Below are 19,024 nucleotides of genomic sequence, written 5' to 3' on the forward strand. Positions count from 1 at the left end.
CCCGACGCGGGGCGACCGCGGACGGCGGGCAGGGAGACGGGGCGGTTCGCAGACTACAAGAGGTTGCGGGGCGGAACGGGGACGTATGAAGGTAGCGGACGCGATGACCCCTCGTCCCGACGTCGTGACGGTCGAACTCCCGGGTACCCGGGACGACGTCCTGAAGTATCTCCAAGAGCGGAGCTTCTCTTCGGTGCCCGTGGTGAAACAGACCGACGCCGGCGAGGAGTATCGCGGTCTCATCTCCCGCGACGACCTCATCGAGAATCCGGACCAGGACCAGCTCGCCATCCTGATGCGCGACGTGCCGACGACGACTGCGGACACGCCCATCGAAGACGTCGCCCGGCTGATGGTGCGCGAGGAGTCCCGTCGGATCCCCGTCGTCGACGGCGAACTCGAAGGCATCGTCACCGTCACCGACGTCGTCCGGGCCATCGCCCGCGGCGACATCGACGGCGAGACGCAGGTCGGCGCGCTCGCGGCGCGCGACGTGAACACCACGTACGCGGAGACGCCGCTGCCGGTCGCAGAGCGCGAACTCTACTACGCGAACGTCCCCTACGCCGTCGTCCTCGACGACGACGGCGACATGTGCGGCATCGTCACCGAGGTCGACATCATCGACGTCGCCCGCGTCGTCGAAGGCGAGGACGACACCGGCGAGTCGCTCGCCAACGAGGACGACGACTGGATGTGGGAGGGCATCAAGGCCGTCGGGAATCGCTATCTCCCGACGCGGAACGTGGAGATCCCGCGCGAACCGGTCGAGCAGTTCATGTCCGCCGAACTGGTGTCCGTCTCCCGGCGACGTACCGCGAAAGAGGTGGCCCAGCAGTTGATCTCGAACGACGTCGAACAGGTACCGCTGGTCAACGGCGGGTCCCTCGTCGGCATCGTCCGCGACGTCAATCTGCTGGAGGCGTTATGAGCGACGCCGAGGCAATCACCGAACTCGCCAAGCGCCGGGGCTTTTTCTTCGGTGCGAACGGCGCGTACGGCGGCGTCGCCGGCTTCTACACCTTCGGTCCGCAGGGGGCGACCCTCAAGAGCAACGTCGAGGCCGCGTGGCGCGATCGCTTCACCGTCAAGGAGGGCAACGAGGAGATCGAAGCCCCGACCATCATGCCCGAGGCCGTCTTCGAGGCGTCGGGCCACCTCGAAGGCTTCGACGACATGCTGGTCGAGTGCGGCGAATGCGGCGAGAGCCACCGCGCCGACCATCTCGTCGAGGGCGAGACGAGCATCGAGGAGGCCGAGAGCCTCCCCGCGTCGGAGATCGAGATGCTCGTTCGCGACCACGGCATCGCCTGTCCGACCTGCGGCGCACCGCTGGCCGGCCGGGACGTCGAGGATTTCAACCTCATGTTCGCGACGAGCATCGGTCCGGGGAGCGGGCAGCCCGGCTACCTCCGCCCGGAGACGGCCCAGGGTATCTTCGTCGAGTTCCCCGCCTCAAGGAGTACGCTCGGAACAAACTCCCGTTCGGCGTCACGCAGATCGGGCGGGCCTACCGCAACGAGATCAGCCCCCGCAAGGGGATCGTCCGCACCCGCGAGTTCACGCAAGCCGAGCTGAGCAGTTCGTCAACCCCGAACGCGACGAACCCGATCTCTCGAAGGTCGCGGACGTGGCGGTTCGCCTCTACCCGGCGACCGAACAGGAGGACGAAGACGGCGACTACGTCCGCACGACCATCGGCGAGGCGGTCGCGGAGAACGTCATCGCCAACGACTGGGTGGCCTACTACCTCGGCGTCGCCAAGAAGTGGTACGAACGCATCGGCGTCGATACGGACCGCTTTCGGTTCCGCCAGCATCTGTCGGGCGAGCGCGCCCATTACGCCGCGGACTGCTGGGACGCCGAATCCGAGATCGGCGGCGCGCACGACGCCGCCGAACTGGCCGCCGACCCGGCCGCCGGCGACTGGATCGAGATCGCCGGCTTCGCCTACCGCGGCGACTACGACCTCTCGAAACACGGCGAGTACGGCGACGACGAGTTCACCGTCTTCGAGCAGTACGACGAACCCAAGACGGTCGAACGCGCCGTCGTCGACCCGGACATGAGCGTCCTCGGTCCGGAGTTCGGCGGCGTCGCCGGCGACGTGGCCGACGCCCTCCGGTCGCTGGCCGAGCGGAACCCCGACGCCTTCGAGGGCGAGACGGTCACCGTCGAGGTCGACGGCGAGGAGTACGCCGTCGACGCCGACGCGGCGAACTTCCGCGTCGAGGAACAGACGGAGACGGGCGAGCACATCACGCCCCACGTCGTCGAACCCTCCTTCGGCGTCGACCGGACGGTGTACACGCTGGTCGCCCACGCCTACAGCGAGGACGTCGTCGACGAGGAGGAACGGACGTATCTCGACTTCGAACCCGGCATCGCGCCGACGGACGTGGCGGTGTTCCCCTCCTCTCGGACGAGGAACTCGAGTCGCTGGCGAACCGCGTCGTCGACGACCTGCGGACCGCGGGCCTGTCGGTGACCTACGACGAGTCGGGGAACATCGGCCGTCGTTACCGCCGCCAGGACGAGGTCGGGACGCCCTTCTGCGTCACCGTCGACCACGAGGGAATCGAGGGCGGGGGCCCGAGACGGTGACGGTGCGCGAACGCGACACCACGGCGCAGGTCCGGCTTCCGGTGTCCGACCTCGCGACCCGGATCGAGGCGATTCACGCCGGCGAGGAGTCCTTCGAGACGCTCCTCGACGAGTACGAATCCGTCCAGACCGACGTCTCGAAGTCGTGACGTCTCCGGCGAGCGAACTGAAACGCCGGCTCGTCCACGCGAGTGGGGCGGCGTTGCCGGTGCTCTATCTCCTCGGAGCCATCTCGTGGCGGACGCTCGGCTATCTCTTCGCCGTCGGGAGCGTCGTCGCGGGCGGCCTGGAGGCGGTGCGACTGCTCGTCGGACTCGACTGGCGCATCTACGACGAACTCATCCGCGACTACGAGCGGGAGAACGTCGCGGGCTACGCGCTGTACATGGGCAGCATGACCGGGGTAGCGCTTCTCGCTCCGCCGTACGCCGCAGTCCCGGGGATGTTGATGCTCGCCATCGGCGACCCGATCAGCGGCGTCCTCGGGTCGAACGAGGCGGGGCGCGCCAAACGCGCGGGCGTCATCGTGGCGATGTTCGCCGCGTGTCTCGCCCTCGCGCTCCCCGTCGTCCTGTCGCGGACGGACGCCGTCACGACCACGGCCGTCGCCGCGGCGTCGGCCGGGGCGCTCGCGGCGACGCTCGCGGACGGCCTCACCCCCGTCGTGTGGGGGTACGTCGTCGACGACAACCTCACGATTCCGCCGGCGGCGGCGCTCGGGATCTGGGTGGCGCTTCGGTTGCTCGGGTAGCCGACCCCGGGAACGCCCACCGGTGCGAAGAGAACGCAAGGGATAAGTACGAACGGACGTGTATTCAGACGTACTATGGCGCGGACTCGCACGACGTCCCTGCTTTCCCCCGCCCGAGTCCCGCGACCGCGACGACCGGCCCGTTAGGGCCGACATTATCCACACTCCATCGACGTTTCCGTTCCGGTTCCGACCACTACTGCCGTGCCTATAGGCATCTCCGCGCTTTTCTTTCGGCATAGAAATCAACGAATTTAATAGGGTGAGCCCCGCTGTTTCGGGTAATGACACGCGTGGCACTCGCGTTCTCCGGCGGACTCGACACGACAGTATGCGTCCCGCTCCTCGAAGAGGAGTACGGCTACGACGAGGTGGTCGGCGTCACCGTCGACGTCGGCCAGCCCGAAGCCGAATTCGCGGAAGCCGAGGAGACGGCCGACGCGCTCGACCTCGAACATTACGTCGTGGACGCCCGAGAGGAGTTCGCCGCGCAGTGTCTCGAATCCGTGCGCGCCAACGCCACCTACCAGGGCTACCCGCTCGGGACGGCGCTGGCGCGTCCGGTCATCGCCGAGGCCATTCTGGAAGTCGCCGAGGAACACGGCTGTCAGGCGCTCGCCCACGGCTGTACCGGGAAGGGGAACGACCAGCTCCGCTTCGAGGCGGTCTGGCGCGCCTCCGAGATGGACGTCGTCGCGCCCGTGCGCGAACTCGGGCTGACCCGCGAGTGGGAGATGGAGTACGCCGCCGAGAAGGACCTGCCCGTCGAGGGCGGAAAGGAGGGCGTCTGGTCTATCGACACGAACCTCTGGAGTCGCTCCATCGAGGGCGGGGATCTGGAACGGCCCGGCTACGTCCCGAGCGAGGAGATCTACGAGTGGACGCAGGCCCCGACGGGCGAAACGCAGGAAGTGGAGATCGCCTTCGAGGACGGCTACCCCGTCGCCGTCGACGGCGAGGAGATGGACGCCGTCTCGCTCATCGCCCATCTCAACGAGGTGGCCGGCCAGTACGGCGTCGGTCGCACGGACATGATGGAAGACCGGATGCTCGGCCTGAAAGTGCGCGAAAACTACGAACATCCGGCGGCGACGACGCTGCTCAACGCCCACGAGACGCTGGAGAGCCTCGTGCTGACGAAAGAGGAGCGCGACTTCAAGACGCTCGTCGACGACGAGTGGTCCCAGAAGGGCTACGAAGGCCTGGTGGACGCGCCGCTGATGAGCGCGCTGAACGGCTTCATCGACGAGACGCAGGAACGCGTCACAGGGACGGTCACCATCCGCTTCGAAGGCGGACAGGCCCGTCCCGTCGGCCGCGACAGCGAGTACGCCGTCTACGACGAGGCGTTCGCCTCCTTCAACACCGAAGCCGTCGGCGACATCACGCAGGAAGACGCCACCGGCGTCGCCAAATACCACGGCTTCCAGGAGCGCCTGGCCAACCGCGTCCTCCGGAACGCGAAAGGCGAGGAGTGACTCATGAGCGAGGAACCCACCGGCGACGTCGTCCGCGGTGACCGCTTCAGCGGCGGCCCCGCGCGCGGGTTCCTCTCCAGCCTCGCGGCCGACGAGCGCATCTTCGCCGCCGACCTCGCGGTCGACCGCGCACACGTGGTGATGCTCGCCGAACAGGGGATTCTGGACGCGGACGAGGCGGGGGCCATCCTCGACGCCCTCGACGCAATCGAGGCGGACGGCCACGACGCCCTCCCCGACGGCGAGGACGTCCACGAGGCCATCGAAGCGGCCGTCATCTCGCGGGTCGGCCCCGAGGGCGGCAAGATGCACACCGCCCGCTCCCGCAACGACGAGGTGGCGACCTGTATCAGGTATCGCCTCCGCGAGGACCTGCTCGCGGCCGTCGAGGCGACGCTGGCGCTCCGCGACGCGCTGGCGACGACGGCCGAGGCGCACACGGAGACGGTGATGCCGGGCTACACCCACCTCCAGCCGGCCCAGCCCACCACCGTCGCCCACTACCTCTGCTCGTACGAGCAGGCCGTTTCCCGCGACACGGCGCGGCTACTCGACGCCTACGACCGGGTGAACCGCTCGCCCCTCGGCGCGGCGGCGTTCGCGGGCACCACCTTCGACGTGGACCGGGAGCGTACGGCCGAACTGCTCGGCTTCGACGGCGTTCTCGAAAATTCGATGGACGCCGTCTCGACGCGGGACTTCCTCGTGGAGTCGCTGTCGGCGCTGGGCGCGCTGGCGACGACGCTCTCGGGGCTGGCGGAGGACCTGATCGTCTTCGCCAACCGGGGCGAAGTCGACCTCTCGGACGACTACTCCTCGACCTCCTCGATCATGCCCCAGAAGAAAAACCCGGACACGCTGGAGCTCGTGCGGGCGACGGCGGGCGACGCGATCGGCGGCCTGACGGGGCTGCTGACGACGCTGAAGGGGCTGCCGCGGGCGTACAACCGCGACCTCCAGCGGGCGACGCCCCACGCCTGGGAGACGGTCGACGCCGTGAGCGAGGCGACGGACGTCGCCGGCGGCGCGGTGGCGACGGCGACGTGGGACGAAGAAGCGCTGGCCGACGCGGCGAGCGAGGGCTTCTCGACGGCGACGGGCGTCGCCGACCTGCTGGCCGCGTCGGGCGTCCCGTTTCGCACCGCCCACGAGGTGGTGGCGACGGCGGCCGAATCGGGGGCCGACGTGGACGCCCTCGACGCCGCCGCGGAGGCGGTCCTCGGCGAGTCGCTGTTCGCGTACGTGGACCGCGAGGCGCTCACGGCGGCCCTCGATCCCGCCGAGAGCGTCGCGAGTCGCGACTCGACCGGGGGCCAGCCCCCGACGTCGTCGCCGACGCCCTCGGCGCGGCGTGGGACCGTTACGAGGCGGACCAGGCGGCGCTCGACGCGCGCCGAGAGGCGCTCGACGCGGCAGATTCCGATCTTCGCACGGAGGTGAGCGCGTATGTGTGACCGACCGCTACCGCCGTCCCCGTTCGGGGACGAATAACATATGGAATCTGATATTGGATTCTCACGATTCGGTTGAAATCCCTCTAATACGGAGCTAGAGGCAACCTTGTTCATCTCAATTAGTAAATAGGTTCGATGGGTTTAAGGTCTTCCGACACGGAGTCAGTGATACGATGGCAGAAACTCAAGACAGCACCGTGGCAACGGATCCCGTGACAGGCGAGGACATCGAAGTGCCGGCGGACGTCGAAGTCGGCGAGATCGTGGACAGCCCCGTCAGCGGCGCGGAACTGGAGGTCGTCTCCGTCGAACCCGTGGAACTGGCGGAAGCGCCCGAGCTCGAAGAAGACTGGGGAGAGTAAAGTTGCACGTTGGGCTGCTTTACTCCCGGATACGGAGGGACGAGAAGCTCCTCCTCTCCGAACTGCGAGAGCGCGGGCACGAAGTGACCAAGATAGACGTCCGGAAAGAGCAGTTCAACATCAGCGAGCCGCCGGCGGCCCTCGACGACGTGGACGTTGCGATCGACCGCTGTCTGGCGACCAGCCGGAGCCTCTACGTGACGCGCTTTCTGGACGCCTACGGCGTCCCGGTCGTCAACAGCGCCGAAACGGCCGAGCTCTGTTCGGACAAGGTCAAAAACAGCCTCGCGCTGCAGGAGGTGGACGTGCCGACGCCGAACACCACCGTCGCCTTCACCACCGACAGCGCGCTGGAGGCCATCGAGGACTTTGGCTACCCCTGCGTGCTGAAACCCGTCGTCGGGTCGTGGGGGCGGCTGATGGCGAAAGTCGACAGCCGGAGCGCCGCGGAGGCCATCCTCGAACACAAGGCGACGCTCGGCCACTACGAACACAAGGTGTTCTACATCCAGGAGTTCGTCGAGAAACCCGGCCGCGACATCCGCGTCGTCGCCACCGACGGCGAACCCGTCGCGGCGATGACTCGCAGTTCGGACCACTGGCTCACCAACGCCGCGAAGGGCGGCGAGGTGAACCAGTTCGAGGTCGACGACGAGGTGGCCGACCTCGTCTCCCGCGCCTCTACCGCCGTCGGCGGCGGCTTGCTGGGCGTCGACCTGATGGAGACGGGCGACGGCTACACCGTCCACGAGGTGAACCACACCGTCGAGTTCAAGGCGCTGGACTCCTGTGTCGACTTCGACGTGCCCGCGGCCATCGTCGACTGGCTCGAAGAGAAGGCCGACCGGACGATGGAGGCACAGACGTGACCTACACCGCGAGCGTCGTCGGCGGCAGCGGCTTCACCGGCGGCGAACTGCTCCGGCTCCTCGACGGTCACCCCGAGTTCGAGGTGGTACAGGCGACGAGCCGAAGTTACGAACGCAAGACCGTCGGCCACCAGCACCCGAACCTCCGGGGATGGACCTGCGCTTCTCCTCGCCGGAGGATCTGGAATCCGTCGACGCCCTCTTCGCGGCGACGCCCCACGGCGTCTCGATGGAGCGCATCGACGACTTCTCCGACGCCGCCGACACCGTCGTCGACCTGAGCGCGGACTTCCGCCTCGACACCGAGGAACAGTACGACGAGTGGTACGACGGCCACGCCTGCCCCGAGTACCTGGAGAAATCCGAATACGCCCTCCCCGAACTCAACCGCGAGAACCTCCCCGGAGCCGACCTCGTCGCCTCCGGCGGATGCAACGCGACGGCGACGCTGCTGGGTCTCAAACCCCTCTTCGACGCCGGCGTGCTCGCCGGCGACGAACAGGTCGTCGTCGACGTGAAAGTCGGCTCCTCGGAGGGCGGCGCGGGCGGCGGCGCGGCCTCCTCGCATCCCGAGCGCTCGGGCATCGTCCGCCCGTACGCGCCGACCAGCCACCGCCACGAGGCCGAAATCGAGCAGTTCCTCGGCCTCTCGGTCTCCTTTACCGTCCACGCCGTGGACATGGTCCGCGGTGCCTCGGCCACCTGCCACGTCTTCCCCGACTCGCCGGTCGAGAAAAAGGACATGTGGGGGCCTACCGCGACAGCTACGGCGACGAACCGTTCATGCGCACCGTCGCCGGCGGTGGCGGCGTCTACCGCTACCCCGAACCGAAGGCCGTCGCCGGCACCAACTACGGCGAAGTCGGCTTCGAAATCGACCCGAAGAACCGTCGGCTGGTCGTCTTCTCGGCCATCGACAACATGATGAAGGGGTCGGCCGGACAGGCCGTCCACGCCGCCAACGTCGCACTGGGCATCGAGGAGACCGCAGGCTTGGAGTTCCAGGGCCTGCACCCCGTGGGGGCACCATGACGGTCGTCGTGAAAATCGGCGGCGCGAAGGCCGTCGACCCGACGGGAGCCGTCGCCGACATCGCCGCACTCGTCGACGAAGGGGAAGCGGTCACCGTCGTCCACGGCGGGTCCACCGCGGTCGACGACCTGCTCGACCGCCTCGGCATCGACCCCACCTACGTCGAGACGCCGGGCGGCGTCGTCGGCCGGTTCACCGACGAGGAGACGATGGAGGCGTTCACGATGGCGATGGCGGGCAAGGTGAACACTGAACTCGTCGCCGCGTTCCGCGAGGCGGGCGTCGACGCCCTCGGCCTCTCGGGCGTCGACGGCGGCCTGCTCACCGGCCCCGGAAGTCGGCCGTCCGCGTGATCGAGGACGGCAAGAAGAAGATCAAGCGCGGCGACCACTCCGGGAAGATCACGGACGTCAACGCCGACCTGCTGGGGACCCTGCTCGCCGACGGCTACACGCCCGTCACCGGGCCGCCGATGCTCGCCGACGACGGCGTGCCCGTCAACGCGGACGCCGACCGGGCGGCGGCGGCCGTCGCGGGCGCGCTCGACGCGACGCTGGTCGTGTTGACCGACGTCGCCGGCGTCTACGCCGATCCGGACGACCCGGAGACGCTCATCGACGAGGTGACGACGCCCGAGGAGTTCGAAGCCCTCGAGGACGCCGCCGAGGGGTTCATGACCAAGAAGGTCATGGCCGCGACGGAGGCCATCGAAGGCGGGGCGACCGACGTCGTCGTCGCCGACGCCAACGCCGACGCCCCCGTCACCGCGGCGCTGGACGGAAGCGGTACGCACATCACTGCGAGCGCACTGGAGGAGACGTATGAGCGGATTCGTCTTCTCGGAGAAGCCCATCGCCATCGAACGCGGCGAGGGGGCGACCCTCTACGCCGACGACGGCACCGAGTATCTCGACTTCGGCGCGAGTTACGCCGTGGCCTCGGTCGGCCACTGCCATCCGCGCGTCGTCTCCGCGGTGCAGGAACAGGCCGCCGAACTCATGTACGTGCAGGCGTCCTACCCCGTGGACGTCCGCACCGAGCTCTACGAGAAACTGGCGACGCTGGCCCCGGGCGACCTCTCGAACGTCTGGCTCTGTAACTCGGGGACCGAGGCCAACGAGGCGGCGATGAAGTTCGCGCGGGCGGCGACGGGCGACTCGAAGATCGTCGCCACGCGCCGGGCGTTCCACGGTCGGACGCTGGGCGCGCTGGCGATGACGTGGAAGGACAAGTACAAGAAGCCGTTCGAACCGCTGGCGGGCGACGTGGAGTTCGTCTCCTACGGCGACGCGGACGAACTCGCCGAGGCCGTCGACGACGAGACGGCCGCCGTCTTCCTCGAACCCGTCCAGGGCGAGGGCGGCATCCACCCCGCCGGTGCCGACTACCTACAGGCGGCCCGCGACCTGACCGACGACGCCGACGCGGCGCTCGTCTTCGACGAGATCCAGACCGGCGTCGGTCGGACGGGGGCGCTCTGGGCCTGCGAGCGGGCGGGCGTCGTCCCCGACATCGTCACGACGGCGAAAGGCATCGCCAGCGGCCTCCCGCTCGGCGCGACGATGGTCGCCGACTGGATCGCCGACGCCGACCCCGAGCACGGGTCGACGTTCAGCGGTGGCCCCGTCGTCTGCGCGGCCGCCAACGCGACGTTAGACGTCGTCGTCGAGGAGGACCTCCCGGCACACGCCGCCGAGGTGGGCGACTACCTCGTCGACTCGCTGGAGGCGGCCGTCGAAGACCACGACCTGCCCGTCCGCGAGGTTCGCGGCGAGGGCCTGATGGTCGGCATCGAGGTGAAACGCGGCGCGAACCGCATCCTGCGCGATCTGGCGCTCGAACAGGGGATTCTCGCGCTCCCGGCGGGGCGGACCGTCGTGCGCCTGCTCCCGCCGCTCGTCGTCGAGGAGGACCACGCCGACCGCTTCGTCGAGGGGTTCACGGAGGTGCTCGAATGACGGTCTCGGAGCACCGGACCGACCTGAGCGACGCACAGCGCCTCCTGGTCGACCTCGTCTCGATTCCGTCGCCCAGCGGCGAGGAAGGCGAGGCCGCAGAGCGCCTCGTGGACTTCTTCGAAGACCACGACCGGGAGGCCTGGATCGACGACGTCGGCAACGTCCGCGCACCGGCCGACGACTCGGTGTTGCTCACCTCCCACATCGACACCGTCCCCGGCGACATCCCGGTTGAGATCGAAGAGACCGACGACGACAGACTCCTCTGGGGACGCGGGAGCGTCGACGCCACCGGGCCGCTCGCCGCGATGGCCGTGGCGGCCGTCGAGACGGGCGTGAGTTTCATCGGCGTCGTCGGCGAGGAAGTCGACTCCCGCGGCGCGCGCCACGTCGTCGACTCCGGTCGGGCGGAACCCGGCGTCGTCGTCAACGGCGAGCCCAGCGGCTGGAACGGCATCACGCTGGGCTATCGCGGCCTACTGGCCGGCACCTACGTCGCCACGAGCGAATCCGGTCACACCTCCCGCCCCGAGAACAACGCCATCCAGGACGGGATGGACTGGTGGAACCGCGTCGAATCCGAGTTCGACCCCGACGAGTATCTCCCCGTCTTCGAGCGGGTGACCTGCAAGCCCGTCTCCTTCCAGGGCGGCACCACCGACGACGGCCTGTCGGTCGAGGTGACGATGGACGTGCAGTTCCGCATCCCGCCGGAGTACACCGTCGGCGACGTGCGCGAGATGGCCGACGGCCAGCTCAACGGCGGCACCGTCCACTGGTACGACTCGGTGCCGCCGGTGATGCAGAGCCCCCGGACGAACGTCGCACGGGCGTTCCGCGCCGCCATCCGCAACGCCGGCGGCGACCCCGGCTCCTCCGCAAGACAGGCACCAGCGACATGAACATCTTCGCCTCGGACTGGGACTGTCCGATGGTCACCTACGGCCCCGGCGACTCCGACCTGGATCACGCGCCCAACGAACACCTCTCGCTCACGGAGTACGACGACGCCGTCGACGTCCTCGTCGACGTCTGCGAGCGCCTGACGGGAGGAGACGAATGACCGTCGGCACGTCCGACCTCCTCGACGTGGACGATCTGACGGCCGAGGACCTGCGGACGGTGCTCGACCGAGCGGCGGCGCTGAAAGCCGGCGACGACGACGCGAGTCTCGACCGACAGACGCTCGGAATGGTCTTCGAGAAACCGAGCACGCGCACCCGAACCTCCTTCGAGACGGGGATGACGCAGCTCGGCGGCCACGCCATCTTCCTCGGCCCGGACGACATCCATCTCGGCCGCGGCGAACCGATCAAGGACACCGCCCGTTCGCTCTCGGGCTACGTCGACGGCGTCATGGCCCGGCTGTTCGACCACGAGAACGTCGTCGAGTTCGCCGACTACACCGACGTGCCGGTGGTCAACGGCCTCACGGACGACGCACACCCGTGCCAGACGCTCGCGGACCTGTTGACCATCGACGAGACGTTCGGCGGCTTCGACGACGTGACGGTGGCGTGGGTCGGCGACGGCAACAACGTCGCCCAGTCGTTCGTCCTCGGCTGTGCGCTGGCGGGCGTCGACCTGCGCGTCTCGACGCCCGACGGCTACGGCATCGACGAGGGCGTCCTCGACCGGGCGGCCGACATCGGATCGGGGCCGACGCTCGTCGACGACCCCGACGAGGCCGTCGCCGGCGTCGACGTCGTCTACACCGACGTCTGGGTGAGCATGGGACAGGAAGAGCAGCGCGAGGAGAAACTGGCCGCCTTCGAGGGGTATCAGGTGAACGCGGATCTGCTCTCGGACACCGACGCGAAGGTGATGCACTGTCTCCCCGCCCACCGCGGCGAGGAGATCACCGACGACGTGTTAGAGAGCGACCGGGCGATCGTCTGGCGGCAGGCCGAGAACCGCCTGCACGCCCAGAACGGCCTGCTGGTCGAGCTGCTCGACTAACCGTCGTTCTCAGACCTCGTCCAGCCAGTCGGGACGGGGCACTTCGGTCGACCCGACGTCGTAGATGCGGACTCGGCTGGTGTACGAGTAGGACGCGCCGTTTCTCGTTCCCTCGACGTGGTAGACGAACTTCCGGATGACGCCGTTTCTGTCGACGTAGGCGGTCGAGCGGAAGGTGTCGACGGTGACGTTCTGTTCGGCCATCGCCGTCTCGTTGAACGCACCGTCGGTCGCTTCGAGGACGAGCATTCCCGTGCCGTTCTCGACGACGGTCCCGTTCGGTTCGTAGTCGAGCGCGCCCATGAACTGGCCGAGGTCGCTCGCTCCGGAGTACGACGACGGGTGGGTGAGACCGCTGGTCCGGTTCGCGCGGTTGTACGTCGACTCCCCGCCCTGCGTCGACCGGACGTAGGTCGTCCCGTTTGCGACGTAGGTCGTCTGGGTCCGGTCACCCGTCTCCGAGCGAACGAGGAGGGGCTGGCCGCCGACGGCGACGTGTTCCGTCAGGGTCGTCCGGGTGTCGTTGCTGACGACGGTGTATTCGAGCGTCAGACTCCGACCGGTGAGGGCGTCTCGGTGGCCGGCGAGGAGCGTGCTGACGTTGGCACCCGTCTCGTTGACGCCCGCGACGTCGGCCGGTGACGGGGGCGACGGCGTCGGCGTCGGTGTCGGCGTCTCGGTGGTCGGTGCGGGCGTGGCCGTCGAGGGGCCCGCACCCCCGCCACATCCGGCGAGGAGTATCAGGGCGGCGACTGCGACTGGTACGAGCGTTCGCATCGGAGAGAGATTAGAGAGAGGACGCCTTGAGGCGTACGGTCTGGAGACGGCCACGAGAGTGAAGTACGACCATCCGAGGCTTTTATGCCGAGGACGACGAACCCAACGTAGTGGCAGAGACGAACGGCTATCTCCGATTCTTTCCCTACGAGGAGCCGTATCCGAATCAGCGCGAGGCGATGGACCGCATCGCCAACGGCCTCGCCCGCGGACAGGACGTCCTCCTGGAGGGCGCGCCGGGGACGGGGAAGACGCTCTCCGCGCTGGTCCCCGCGCTGGAGTTCGCCCGCGAACGCGACAAGACGGTGGTCATCACGACGAACGTCCACCAGCAGATGCGCCAGTTCGTCGAGGACGCCCGCGCCATCAACGGCGTGGAACCAATCCGAGGCGTCGTCTTCAAGGGCAAGGGGTCGATGTGTCACGTCGACGTCGGCTACGAGGAATGCCAGAGCCTCCGGGAGACGACGCGCCAACTCGTCGAGAAAGAACAGGAGTACGACGAACTCACAGACCGGAGCGAGGCGCTGCTCGACGACATGCGCGAAGGGAGCGACGACGCCGCCGCGGCCCGGTCGGCGGTGACCGAGGAACTCGACTCGCTGTCCGAGGAGCTCGACGAACTGCGCGAGGCGAACGTCTGTGAGTACTACCGCGCCAACCTCGTCGAGGACACCGACGAGTTCTACCAGTGGCTCTTTGCGGACGTGCGGACGCCCGAGGAGATATACGCCTACGCCGATCGGCGGGGGTTCTGTGGCTACGAGCTGCTGAAAGAGGGCATCGACGGCGTCGATCTGGTCGTCTGTAACTATCACCATCTGCTCGACCCGACCATCCGCGAGCATTTCTTCCGGTGGCTGGACCGCGACCCCTCGGAGGTCGTCACCGTCTTCGACGAGGCGCACAACGTCGAGAGCGCGGCCCGCGACCACGCCAACCGGACCCTCTCGGAGCGCACCCTCGACGGCGCGCTCACGGAACTGGAGGACGTCGACGATTCGCGGGTCGAGAGCGCGCGGAACGTCGTCTCGGCGTTCCGGGAGGCGCTCCGCGAAACCTACGACGACGCCCTCGGCTTCGGCGAACGCGAACAGGTCGGCGAGGTCTGGCACGACCTCTCGGTCGCCAACGAGGACCGTCGGGACGACCTGACGCTCGCGTTCCTCGACGCCTACGAGGGACCGGGCATCGACACCGAAGTCGACCTCGCGCTCCAGTTGGGGGAGACGCTCGATTCGGCGTACGAGGACGCGTTCAAGCGCGGCGAGACGACGACCCGCCGGGAGTGTCAGACCCGACAGGCGGCGGGCTTTCTCGCCGAGTGGATGGACGGCGGGGCGGAACTCGGCCGACATCCGATGGTGTCGGTCCGACGCGACGCCGGCACCGACGAGGTGTACGGCCGGGCCGAACTGTACACGAGCATCCCCCGTCGGGTGACCGAGGACCTGTTCTCGGAGGTGTACGCCAGCGTCCTGATGAGCGCGACGCTCCGCCCGTTCGACGTGACCGAGGACGTCCTCGGCCTCGACGACCCCATCTCGCTGGCGTACGGCCTCGAATACCCCGCGGAGAACCGACGCACGTTCGCCGTCGAGGTGCCGCCCTGTTCAAGACCGAGCGCGACGACCCGGAGACGCAGACGCGGGTCGCGAGCGCTCTCGAAGACGTGATCGAGTTCACGCCGGGAAACACGCTCGCGTTCTTCCCCTCCTACGGCGAGGCGACGCGGTACGCGGACCGACTCGACGTCGACTACCTCGACGAGGCGGGCACGCCCACCGAGGACCTCCGCCAGCGGTTCGTCGACGACGACGACGCCGCGCTCTTCACGTCGCTCTGGGGGACGCTCGCGGAAGGCGTGAGCTTCGACGGCGACGACGCCCGGACCGTCGTCGTCGTGGGCGTTCCGTATCCCCGCCTCTCGGAGCGGATGGAGGCGGTCCAGGCGGCGTACGACCGGGCATACGCCGACCACGCATCCGACGCGGGGTGGCGCTACGCCGTCGAAATCCCGACCGTCCGCAAGACCCGCCAGGCGCTCGGTCGAGTCATCCGTTCGCCCGACGACTTCGGGGTGCGCGTCCTCCTCGACAAGCGCTACACCCGTGCCAGCCGCGACATGGGGAAATACGGCGTTCGCGGGACGTTCCCGCCGGAGGAACGCGACGAACTCGTCGACGTCGCGCCGGAGAAACTGAAGTTCGCGATGCTCAACTTCTACACCGACCACGACGCCTACGACGGCCCGCCGCCACAGCCGTGAACCGGAGCCGCGTCGGTCGGCAGTTCGCCCTGCTGGATCGTCCGCGCCCGCGCCATCCGTCGCTCCCGGCTCGAATACGCCCGCGAGAAACCGTTCGACCAGCGCGGGACGCTGACGACGCATCCGGACGACGCCGTCGAGATGCATACCGTGGCGCGGTGAAGGGCGCTACGGCCGCGGAAGCGGGATGCGTGCCACCGACTCTCGGTAGTCGGAGTTCCAGAGGTCGAGCCTCGAGGCGGTCCACGTGATCGGCTCGACGTCCATCGCGGCGAGGCGTTCGGCGTCGGCGACGCGCCCGCCGCGGGCGAGGGTGACGTGGGGGTGTAGTCGTCGCCTTCGAGGTCCTCGACGGCCCCGAACGCCTCGACGAGTCGGTCGTGCAGGCGAAGGAGGCCGGGGCTCTCGACGGCGAAGTAGACGACCGGCCCCGGTCCGCGGACGGGGCGCTCGAAGAAGTCGATGCCCGTGACTTGCACTTCGAAGGCGGGCGCTGGCGAGAGGACGTGCGTGAGGCGTTCGCGCAGGCGGGCGCGCTCCATCGACTCGAAGCGTTTGAGCGTGAGCGAGTGTCGCTCCCGGACGCGGTCGAACGCCGACAGTTCCGGGTAGTGGGCCGTCGTCCACTGGGACACCTCGCCGGGAACGGGGACGTTCAGACTGTACACGCCCGACGTCGGCGGCGGCGACGTATCAGCGTTCGGTTGTTCATATTCGGTCGAGGAGCCAGAGGACGATGAGGACGACGAGGGCGACGCCGATGACCGACGGCAAGAGACTGAAGACGCCCCGGACGACGTCGAGCACCTCGCCGAGGATTTCGAGGACGAGCCAGACGAGGATCAGGACGAGGACGACTTTCAGCAGGTCGTCCACGTCGAGTTCGGCGCGGGCCATATCCGTTCGTTGCGGGCGGTTCGAGCAAAAGGGTAGTGGCCGATCGACGGGCGCGGTGTCGCGGACCCCTCAGAAGTCGGGGTCGAGTTCGGGTTCGACGCCGTCGTCGGCGTCGAACTCCTGTCGGAGGTCCCGGATCCGGTCGCGGATGTCGGCGGCGAGTTCGAATTCGAGGTTGTCGGCGGCCTCGTGCATCCGGTCTTCGAGCGCCGCGATCCGCGCGCGGGCCTCCTCGGCCGTCTCGGGGGCGTCGCCGTCGACGCCCGACGCGTCCGTCTTGCTCCCCGGGAGGTTCGTCTCGCCGACCGCCTTCTCTATGCTCTTCGGTTCGTGGCCGTGTTCCTCGTTGAACTCGCGCTGGATGCGACGACGGCGGCGCGTCTCCGCGATAGCGTCTTCCATAGCGTCGGACGTCTCGTCGGCGTAGAGGACCACCTCGCCGTTGACGTTGCGGGCCGCCCGCCCCATCGTCTGGACGAGCGTCGTCGTCGAGCGCAGGAACCCCTCCTGGTCGGCGTCGAGGATGGCCACCAGCGACACCTCGGGGATGTCCAGCCCCTCGCGAAGCAGGTTGATGCCGACGAGGACGTCGAAGTCGCCGAGGCGGAGGCCGCGCACGAGTTCGTGGCGTTCGAGGGTGTCCGTCTCGTCGTGCATGTACTCGACGGCGACGCCCGCTTCCTCCAGATACTCGGTGAGGTCCTCGGCCATGCGTTTGGTGAGCGTGGTGACGAGGACGCGCTCTCCGGCGGCCTTGCCGCCTTCGGTGGTCGTCTCCGACGACCCGCGGTCGGTTCGCTCGTCGATGCGATCCAGCAGGTCGTCGACCTGGCCCGTGGCGTCGGCCACCTCGATGGCGGGGTCGACGAGATGCGTCGGCCGGACGATCTGTTCGACCACCTGCTCGGAGTGTTCGCGTTCGTAGTCGCCCGGCGTTGCGCTCACGTAGAGCAACTGGTCCGTCTTCTCCTCGAACTCCTCGAACGTGAGCGGGCGGTTGTCGTAGGCGGTGGGGAGGCGAAAGCCGTTCTCGACGAGCGAGTCCTTGCGCGATTTGTCGCCCGCGAACTGCCCGCGGATCTGGGGCAGGGACTGGTGGGACTCGTCGACGACGGTGAGGAAGTCGTCGGGGAAGTAATCCAGCAAGGTGTAGGGCGCGTCGCCGGAGTCGCGATCCGAGAGGTGAACGGAGTAGTTCTCGATCCCCAAACAGTAGCCCGTCTCGCGGAGCATCTCCAGGTCGAAGGTGGTGCGCTCCTCGATCCGCTGAGCAGCGACGAGGTCGCCCTGTCGTTCGAAGTAGCTGACCCGCTCTTCCATCAGGTCCTCGATTTCGCCGATCGCGCGCTCCAGTCGATCCTCGGGGATGGAGTAGTGTTCCGCCGGGTGGACGAGGACGGCGGGCTCTTGCGATTTGACCTCGCCCTCCACGACGTCGAGTTTCATCATCCGGTCGATTTCGTCGCCCCAGAACTCGATGCGGACGGCGTAGCGGCCGTACATCGGGAACACCTCGACGGTGTCGCCGCGCACGCGGAACGTCCCCTGGGTGAAGTCGACGTCGTTGCGCTCGTAGTTCAGGTCGACGAGGCGAGCGAGCAGTTCGTCGCGATCGATCCGGTCGCCGGTCTCCAACCGGAGCGACATGTCGACGTAGTTTCGCGGATCGCCGAGGCCGTAGATGGCCGAGACGGAGGCGACGACGATGACGTCGTCGCGGGTGAGCAGCGATCGGGTCGCCGAGTGGCGCAGGCGGTCGATCTCGTCGTTGATGGAGGCGTCCTTGTCGATGAAGGTGTCGGTCTGCTCGACGTACGCCTCGGGCTGGTAGTAGTCGTAGTAGGAGACGAAGTATTCGACGGCGTTGTCCGGGAAGAGGCTCCGGAACTCCTCGTACAACTGGGCGGCCAGCGTCTTGTTGTGGGCGATGACCAGCGTGGGTTGCTGTATCTCCTCGATCACCCACGAGACGGTGTTGGTCTTGCCCGAGCCGGTCACGCCCAGGAGCGTCTGTTCGTCCATCCCCGATTCGTAGCCCGCGACCAGCTCGCGGATGGCGTCCGGTTGGTCGCCCGCCGGGTCGAACGGCGCGTCGACCCGGAACGGGCGTTCGGCGTCGGGACGGTCCGGCGAGAGCGGCCCCGAATTCGCGTCACTCACAGTAGGAGCAGTTGGACGCTCAGGCACTTGACGGATTCGCTTGGAAAGCGGCGGGCCGCCCGCGCCTCCACGGCGTCGACGCACCCCGTTCGTCGGATCCGATGGGACGCGCGTCGCCTCCCGTCGAGACGAACGGGAGGCCAAACCGTTTTGTCGCCCGTCACGAAACGTGACAGTATGGCACGGGAACAACTCCGAACGGCGAGCGAGGCCCTGGAACGAGCGAGCGAACTGGCGGACGGCGACGCGGCGCGGCGACTCACCGACCAGTCGAACCAGCTCGCGGCGCTCGCGACGCGGGACTCGGGGCCAGACCACGGCCGACTCGCACGGCACACGAACGCCCTGAACGAACTGCGCGAGGAACTCGAAGGGGAGGCGGCGGAGCGAGTGGAGGCGGCGATCGAAGCCGTCAAGAACTACCGCGAGACCGTCGAGGGAGTCTGAACGGCGG

At 68.3% G+C, this 19,024-nt stretch carries 11 protein-coding genes and 7 pseudogenes; 14 read left to right on the plus strand and 4 right to left on the minus strand.

Features of this window, described 5'->3' with window-relative positions; translation table 11 throughout:
- The first annotated feature begins 85 nt into the window (after positions 1–85).
- The 12 genes and pseudogenes from ACFQJD_RS16025 to argF all read left to right on the plus strand — a co-directional run bounded on the left by ACFQJD_RS16025 (position 86) and on the right by argF (position 12,467).
- Positions 86–931, plus strand: coding sequence for a CBS domain-containing protein (locus ACFQJD_RS16025; RefSeq protein ID WP_379799588.1), 846 nt, complete (start codon positions 86–88; stop codon positions 929–931).
- Positions 928–2,753: pseudogene (gene glyS, locus ACFQJD_RS16030) on the plus strand (glycine--tRNA ligase). Before ACFQJD_RS16025 ends, glyS begins: the two are co-directional and overlap by 4 nt.
- Positions 2,750–3,355, plus strand: a complete 606-nt coding sequence (locus tag ACFQJD_RS16035; protein ID WP_379799590.1) for a dolichol kinase — start codon at positions 2,750–2,752, stop codon at positions 3,353–3,355. Before glyS ends, ACFQJD_RS16035 begins: the two are co-directional and overlap by 4 nt.
- A gap of 284 nt (positions 3,356–3,639) precedes the next feature.
- Positions 3,640–4,833 (plus strand): argininosuccinate synthase, encoded by a 1,194-nt coding sequence (locus ACFQJD_RS16040; RefSeq protein ID WP_379799592.1) that lies wholly within the window; start codon positions 3,640–3,642, stop codon positions 4,831–4,833.
- Between the two features lie 3 nt (positions 4,834–4,836).
- A pseudogene (gene argH / locus ACFQJD_RS16045) lies at positions 4,837–6,287 on the plus strand (argininosuccinate lyase).
- Between the two features lie 173 nt (positions 6,288–6,460).
- Positions 6,461–6,649 (plus strand): lysine biosynthesis protein LysW, encoded by a 189-nt coding sequence (gene lysW / locus ACFQJD_RS16050; protein WP_379799594.1) that lies wholly within the window; start codon positions 6,461–6,463, stop codon positions 6,647–6,649.
- Positions 6,650–6,651: 2 nt separating this feature from the next.
- Positions 6,652–7,518, plus strand: a complete 867-nt coding sequence (gene lysX / locus ACFQJD_RS16055; protein WP_379799596.1) for a lysine biosynthesis protein LysX — start codon at positions 6,652–6,654, stop codon at positions 7,516–7,518.
- Positions 7,515–8,550: pseudogene (argC, locus tag ACFQJD_RS16060) on the plus strand (N-acetyl-gamma-glutamyl-phosphate reductase). The gene lysX and the pseudogene argC overlap by 4 nt, the downstream one beginning before the upstream one ends.
- Positions 8,547–9,367, plus strand: a pseudogene (locus tag ACFQJD_RS16065) (acetylglutamate/acetylaminoadipate kinase); the annotation flags it as partial. The pseudogenes argC and ACFQJD_RS16065, both read left to right, overlap by 4 nt.
- A 4-nt stretch (positions 9,368–9,371) precedes the next feature.
- Positions 9,372–10,508, plus strand: a complete 1,137-nt coding sequence (locus ACFQJD_RS16070; protein ID WP_379799599.1) for an aspartate aminotransferase family protein — start codon at positions 9,372–9,374, stop codon at positions 10,506–10,508.
- Positions 10,505–11,571, plus strand: a pseudogene (locus tag ACFQJD_RS16075) ([LysW]-lysine hydrolase). Before ACFQJD_RS16070 ends, ACFQJD_RS16075 begins: the two are co-directional and overlap by 4 nt.
- Entirely contained in the window at positions 11,568–12,467 is a 900-nt protein-coding gene (argF, locus tag ACFQJD_RS16080) for an ornithine carbamoyltransferase (RefSeq protein ID WP_379799601.1), read from the plus strand. Before ACFQJD_RS16075 ends, argF begins: the two are co-directional and overlap by 4 nt.
- Before the next feature lie 9 nt (positions 12,468–12,476).
- Here argF and ACFQJD_RS16085 read toward each other — a convergent pair whose 3' ends face one another.
- Complete coding sequence (locus tag ACFQJD_RS16085) at positions 12,477–13,244, minus strand: DUF7537 family lipoprotein (protein WP_379799603.1); 768 nt, start codon at positions 13,242–13,244, stop codon at positions 12,477–12,479.
- A 179-nt stretch (positions 13,245–13,423) separates the two neighbouring features.
- Here ACFQJD_RS16085 and ACFQJD_RS16090 point away from each other — a divergent pair.
- Positions 13,424–15,513, plus strand: a pseudogene (locus ACFQJD_RS16090) (ATP-dependent DNA helicase).
- Between the two features lie 168 nt (positions 15,514–15,681).
- Here ACFQJD_RS16090 and ACFQJD_RS16095 read toward each other — a convergent pair.
- The 3 genes and pseudogenes from ACFQJD_RS16095 to uvrB all read right to left on the minus strand — a co-directional run bounded on the left by ACFQJD_RS16095 (position 15,682) and on the right by uvrB (position 18,570).
- Positions 15,682–16,181: pseudogene (locus ACFQJD_RS16095) on the minus strand (2'-5' RNA ligase family protein).
- A 40-nt stretch (positions 16,182–16,221) separates the two neighbouring features.
- Positions 16,222–16,410, minus strand: coding sequence for a DUF7554 family protein (locus ACFQJD_RS16100; protein WP_379799605.1), 189 nt, complete (start codon positions 16,408–16,410; stop codon positions 16,222–16,224).
- A gap of 69 nt (positions 16,411–16,479) precedes the next feature.
- The gene (gene uvrB / locus ACFQJD_RS16105) at positions 16,480–18,570 is read right to left on the minus strand and encodes an excinuclease ABC subunit UvrB (RefSeq protein WP_379799608.1); all 2,091 of its coding nucleotides are present in this window, start codon (positions 18,568–18,570) and stop codon (positions 16,480–16,482) included.
- 177 nt (positions 18,571–18,747) lie between these two features.
- On the opposite strand from uvrB, the gene ACFQJD_RS16110 reads away from it, so the two are divergent.
- Positions 18,748–19,017, plus strand: a complete 270-nt coding sequence (locus ACFQJD_RS16110) for a DUF7553 family protein (protein ID WP_379799610.1) — start codon at positions 18,748–18,750, stop codon at positions 19,015–19,017.
- The last annotated feature ends 7 nt before the right edge of the window (positions 19,018–19,024 follow it).

The sequence above is a fragment of the Haloplanus sp. GCM10025708 genome (genome assembly GCF_042663985.1).
Taxonomy (GTDB): Archaea; Halobacteriota; Halobacteria; order Halobacteriales; family Haloferacaceae; genus Salinirarus; species Salinirarus marinus.

Bases quoted from the DNA above. Each gene is read 5' to 3' on its own strand.
- ACFQJD_RS16025 (WP_379799588.1), top strand. From the start codon at position 86: ATGAAGGTAGCGGACGCGATGACCCCTCGTCCCGACGTCGTGACGGTC.
- ACFQJD_RS16040 (WP_379799592.1), top strand. From the start codon at position 3,640: ATGACACGCGTGGCACTCGCGTTCTCCGGCGGACTCGACACGACAGTA.
- lysW (WP_379799594.1), top strand. From the start codon at position 6,461: ATGGCAGAAACTCAAGACAGCACCGTGGCAACGGATCCCGTGACAGGC.
- ACFQJD_RS16070 (WP_379799599.1), top strand. From the start codon at position 9,372: ATGAGCGGATTCGTCTTCTCGGAGAAGCCCATCGCCATCGAACGCGGC.
- argF (WP_379799601.1), top strand. From the start codon at position 11,568: ATGACCGTCGGCACGTCCGACCTCCTCGACGTGGACGATCTGACGGCC.
- ACFQJD_RS16085 (WP_379799603.1), bottom strand. From the start codon at position 13,244: ATGCGAACGCTCGTACCAGTCGCAGTCGCCGCCCTGATACTCCTCGCC.
- ACFQJD_RS16100 (WP_379799605.1), bottom strand. From the start codon at position 16,410: ATGGCCCGCGCCGAACTCGACGTGGACGACCTGCTGAAAGTCGTCCTC.
- ACFQJD_RS16110 (WP_379799610.1), top strand. From the start codon at position 18,748: ATGGCACGGGAACAACTCCGAACGGCGAGCGAGGCCCTGGAACGAGCG.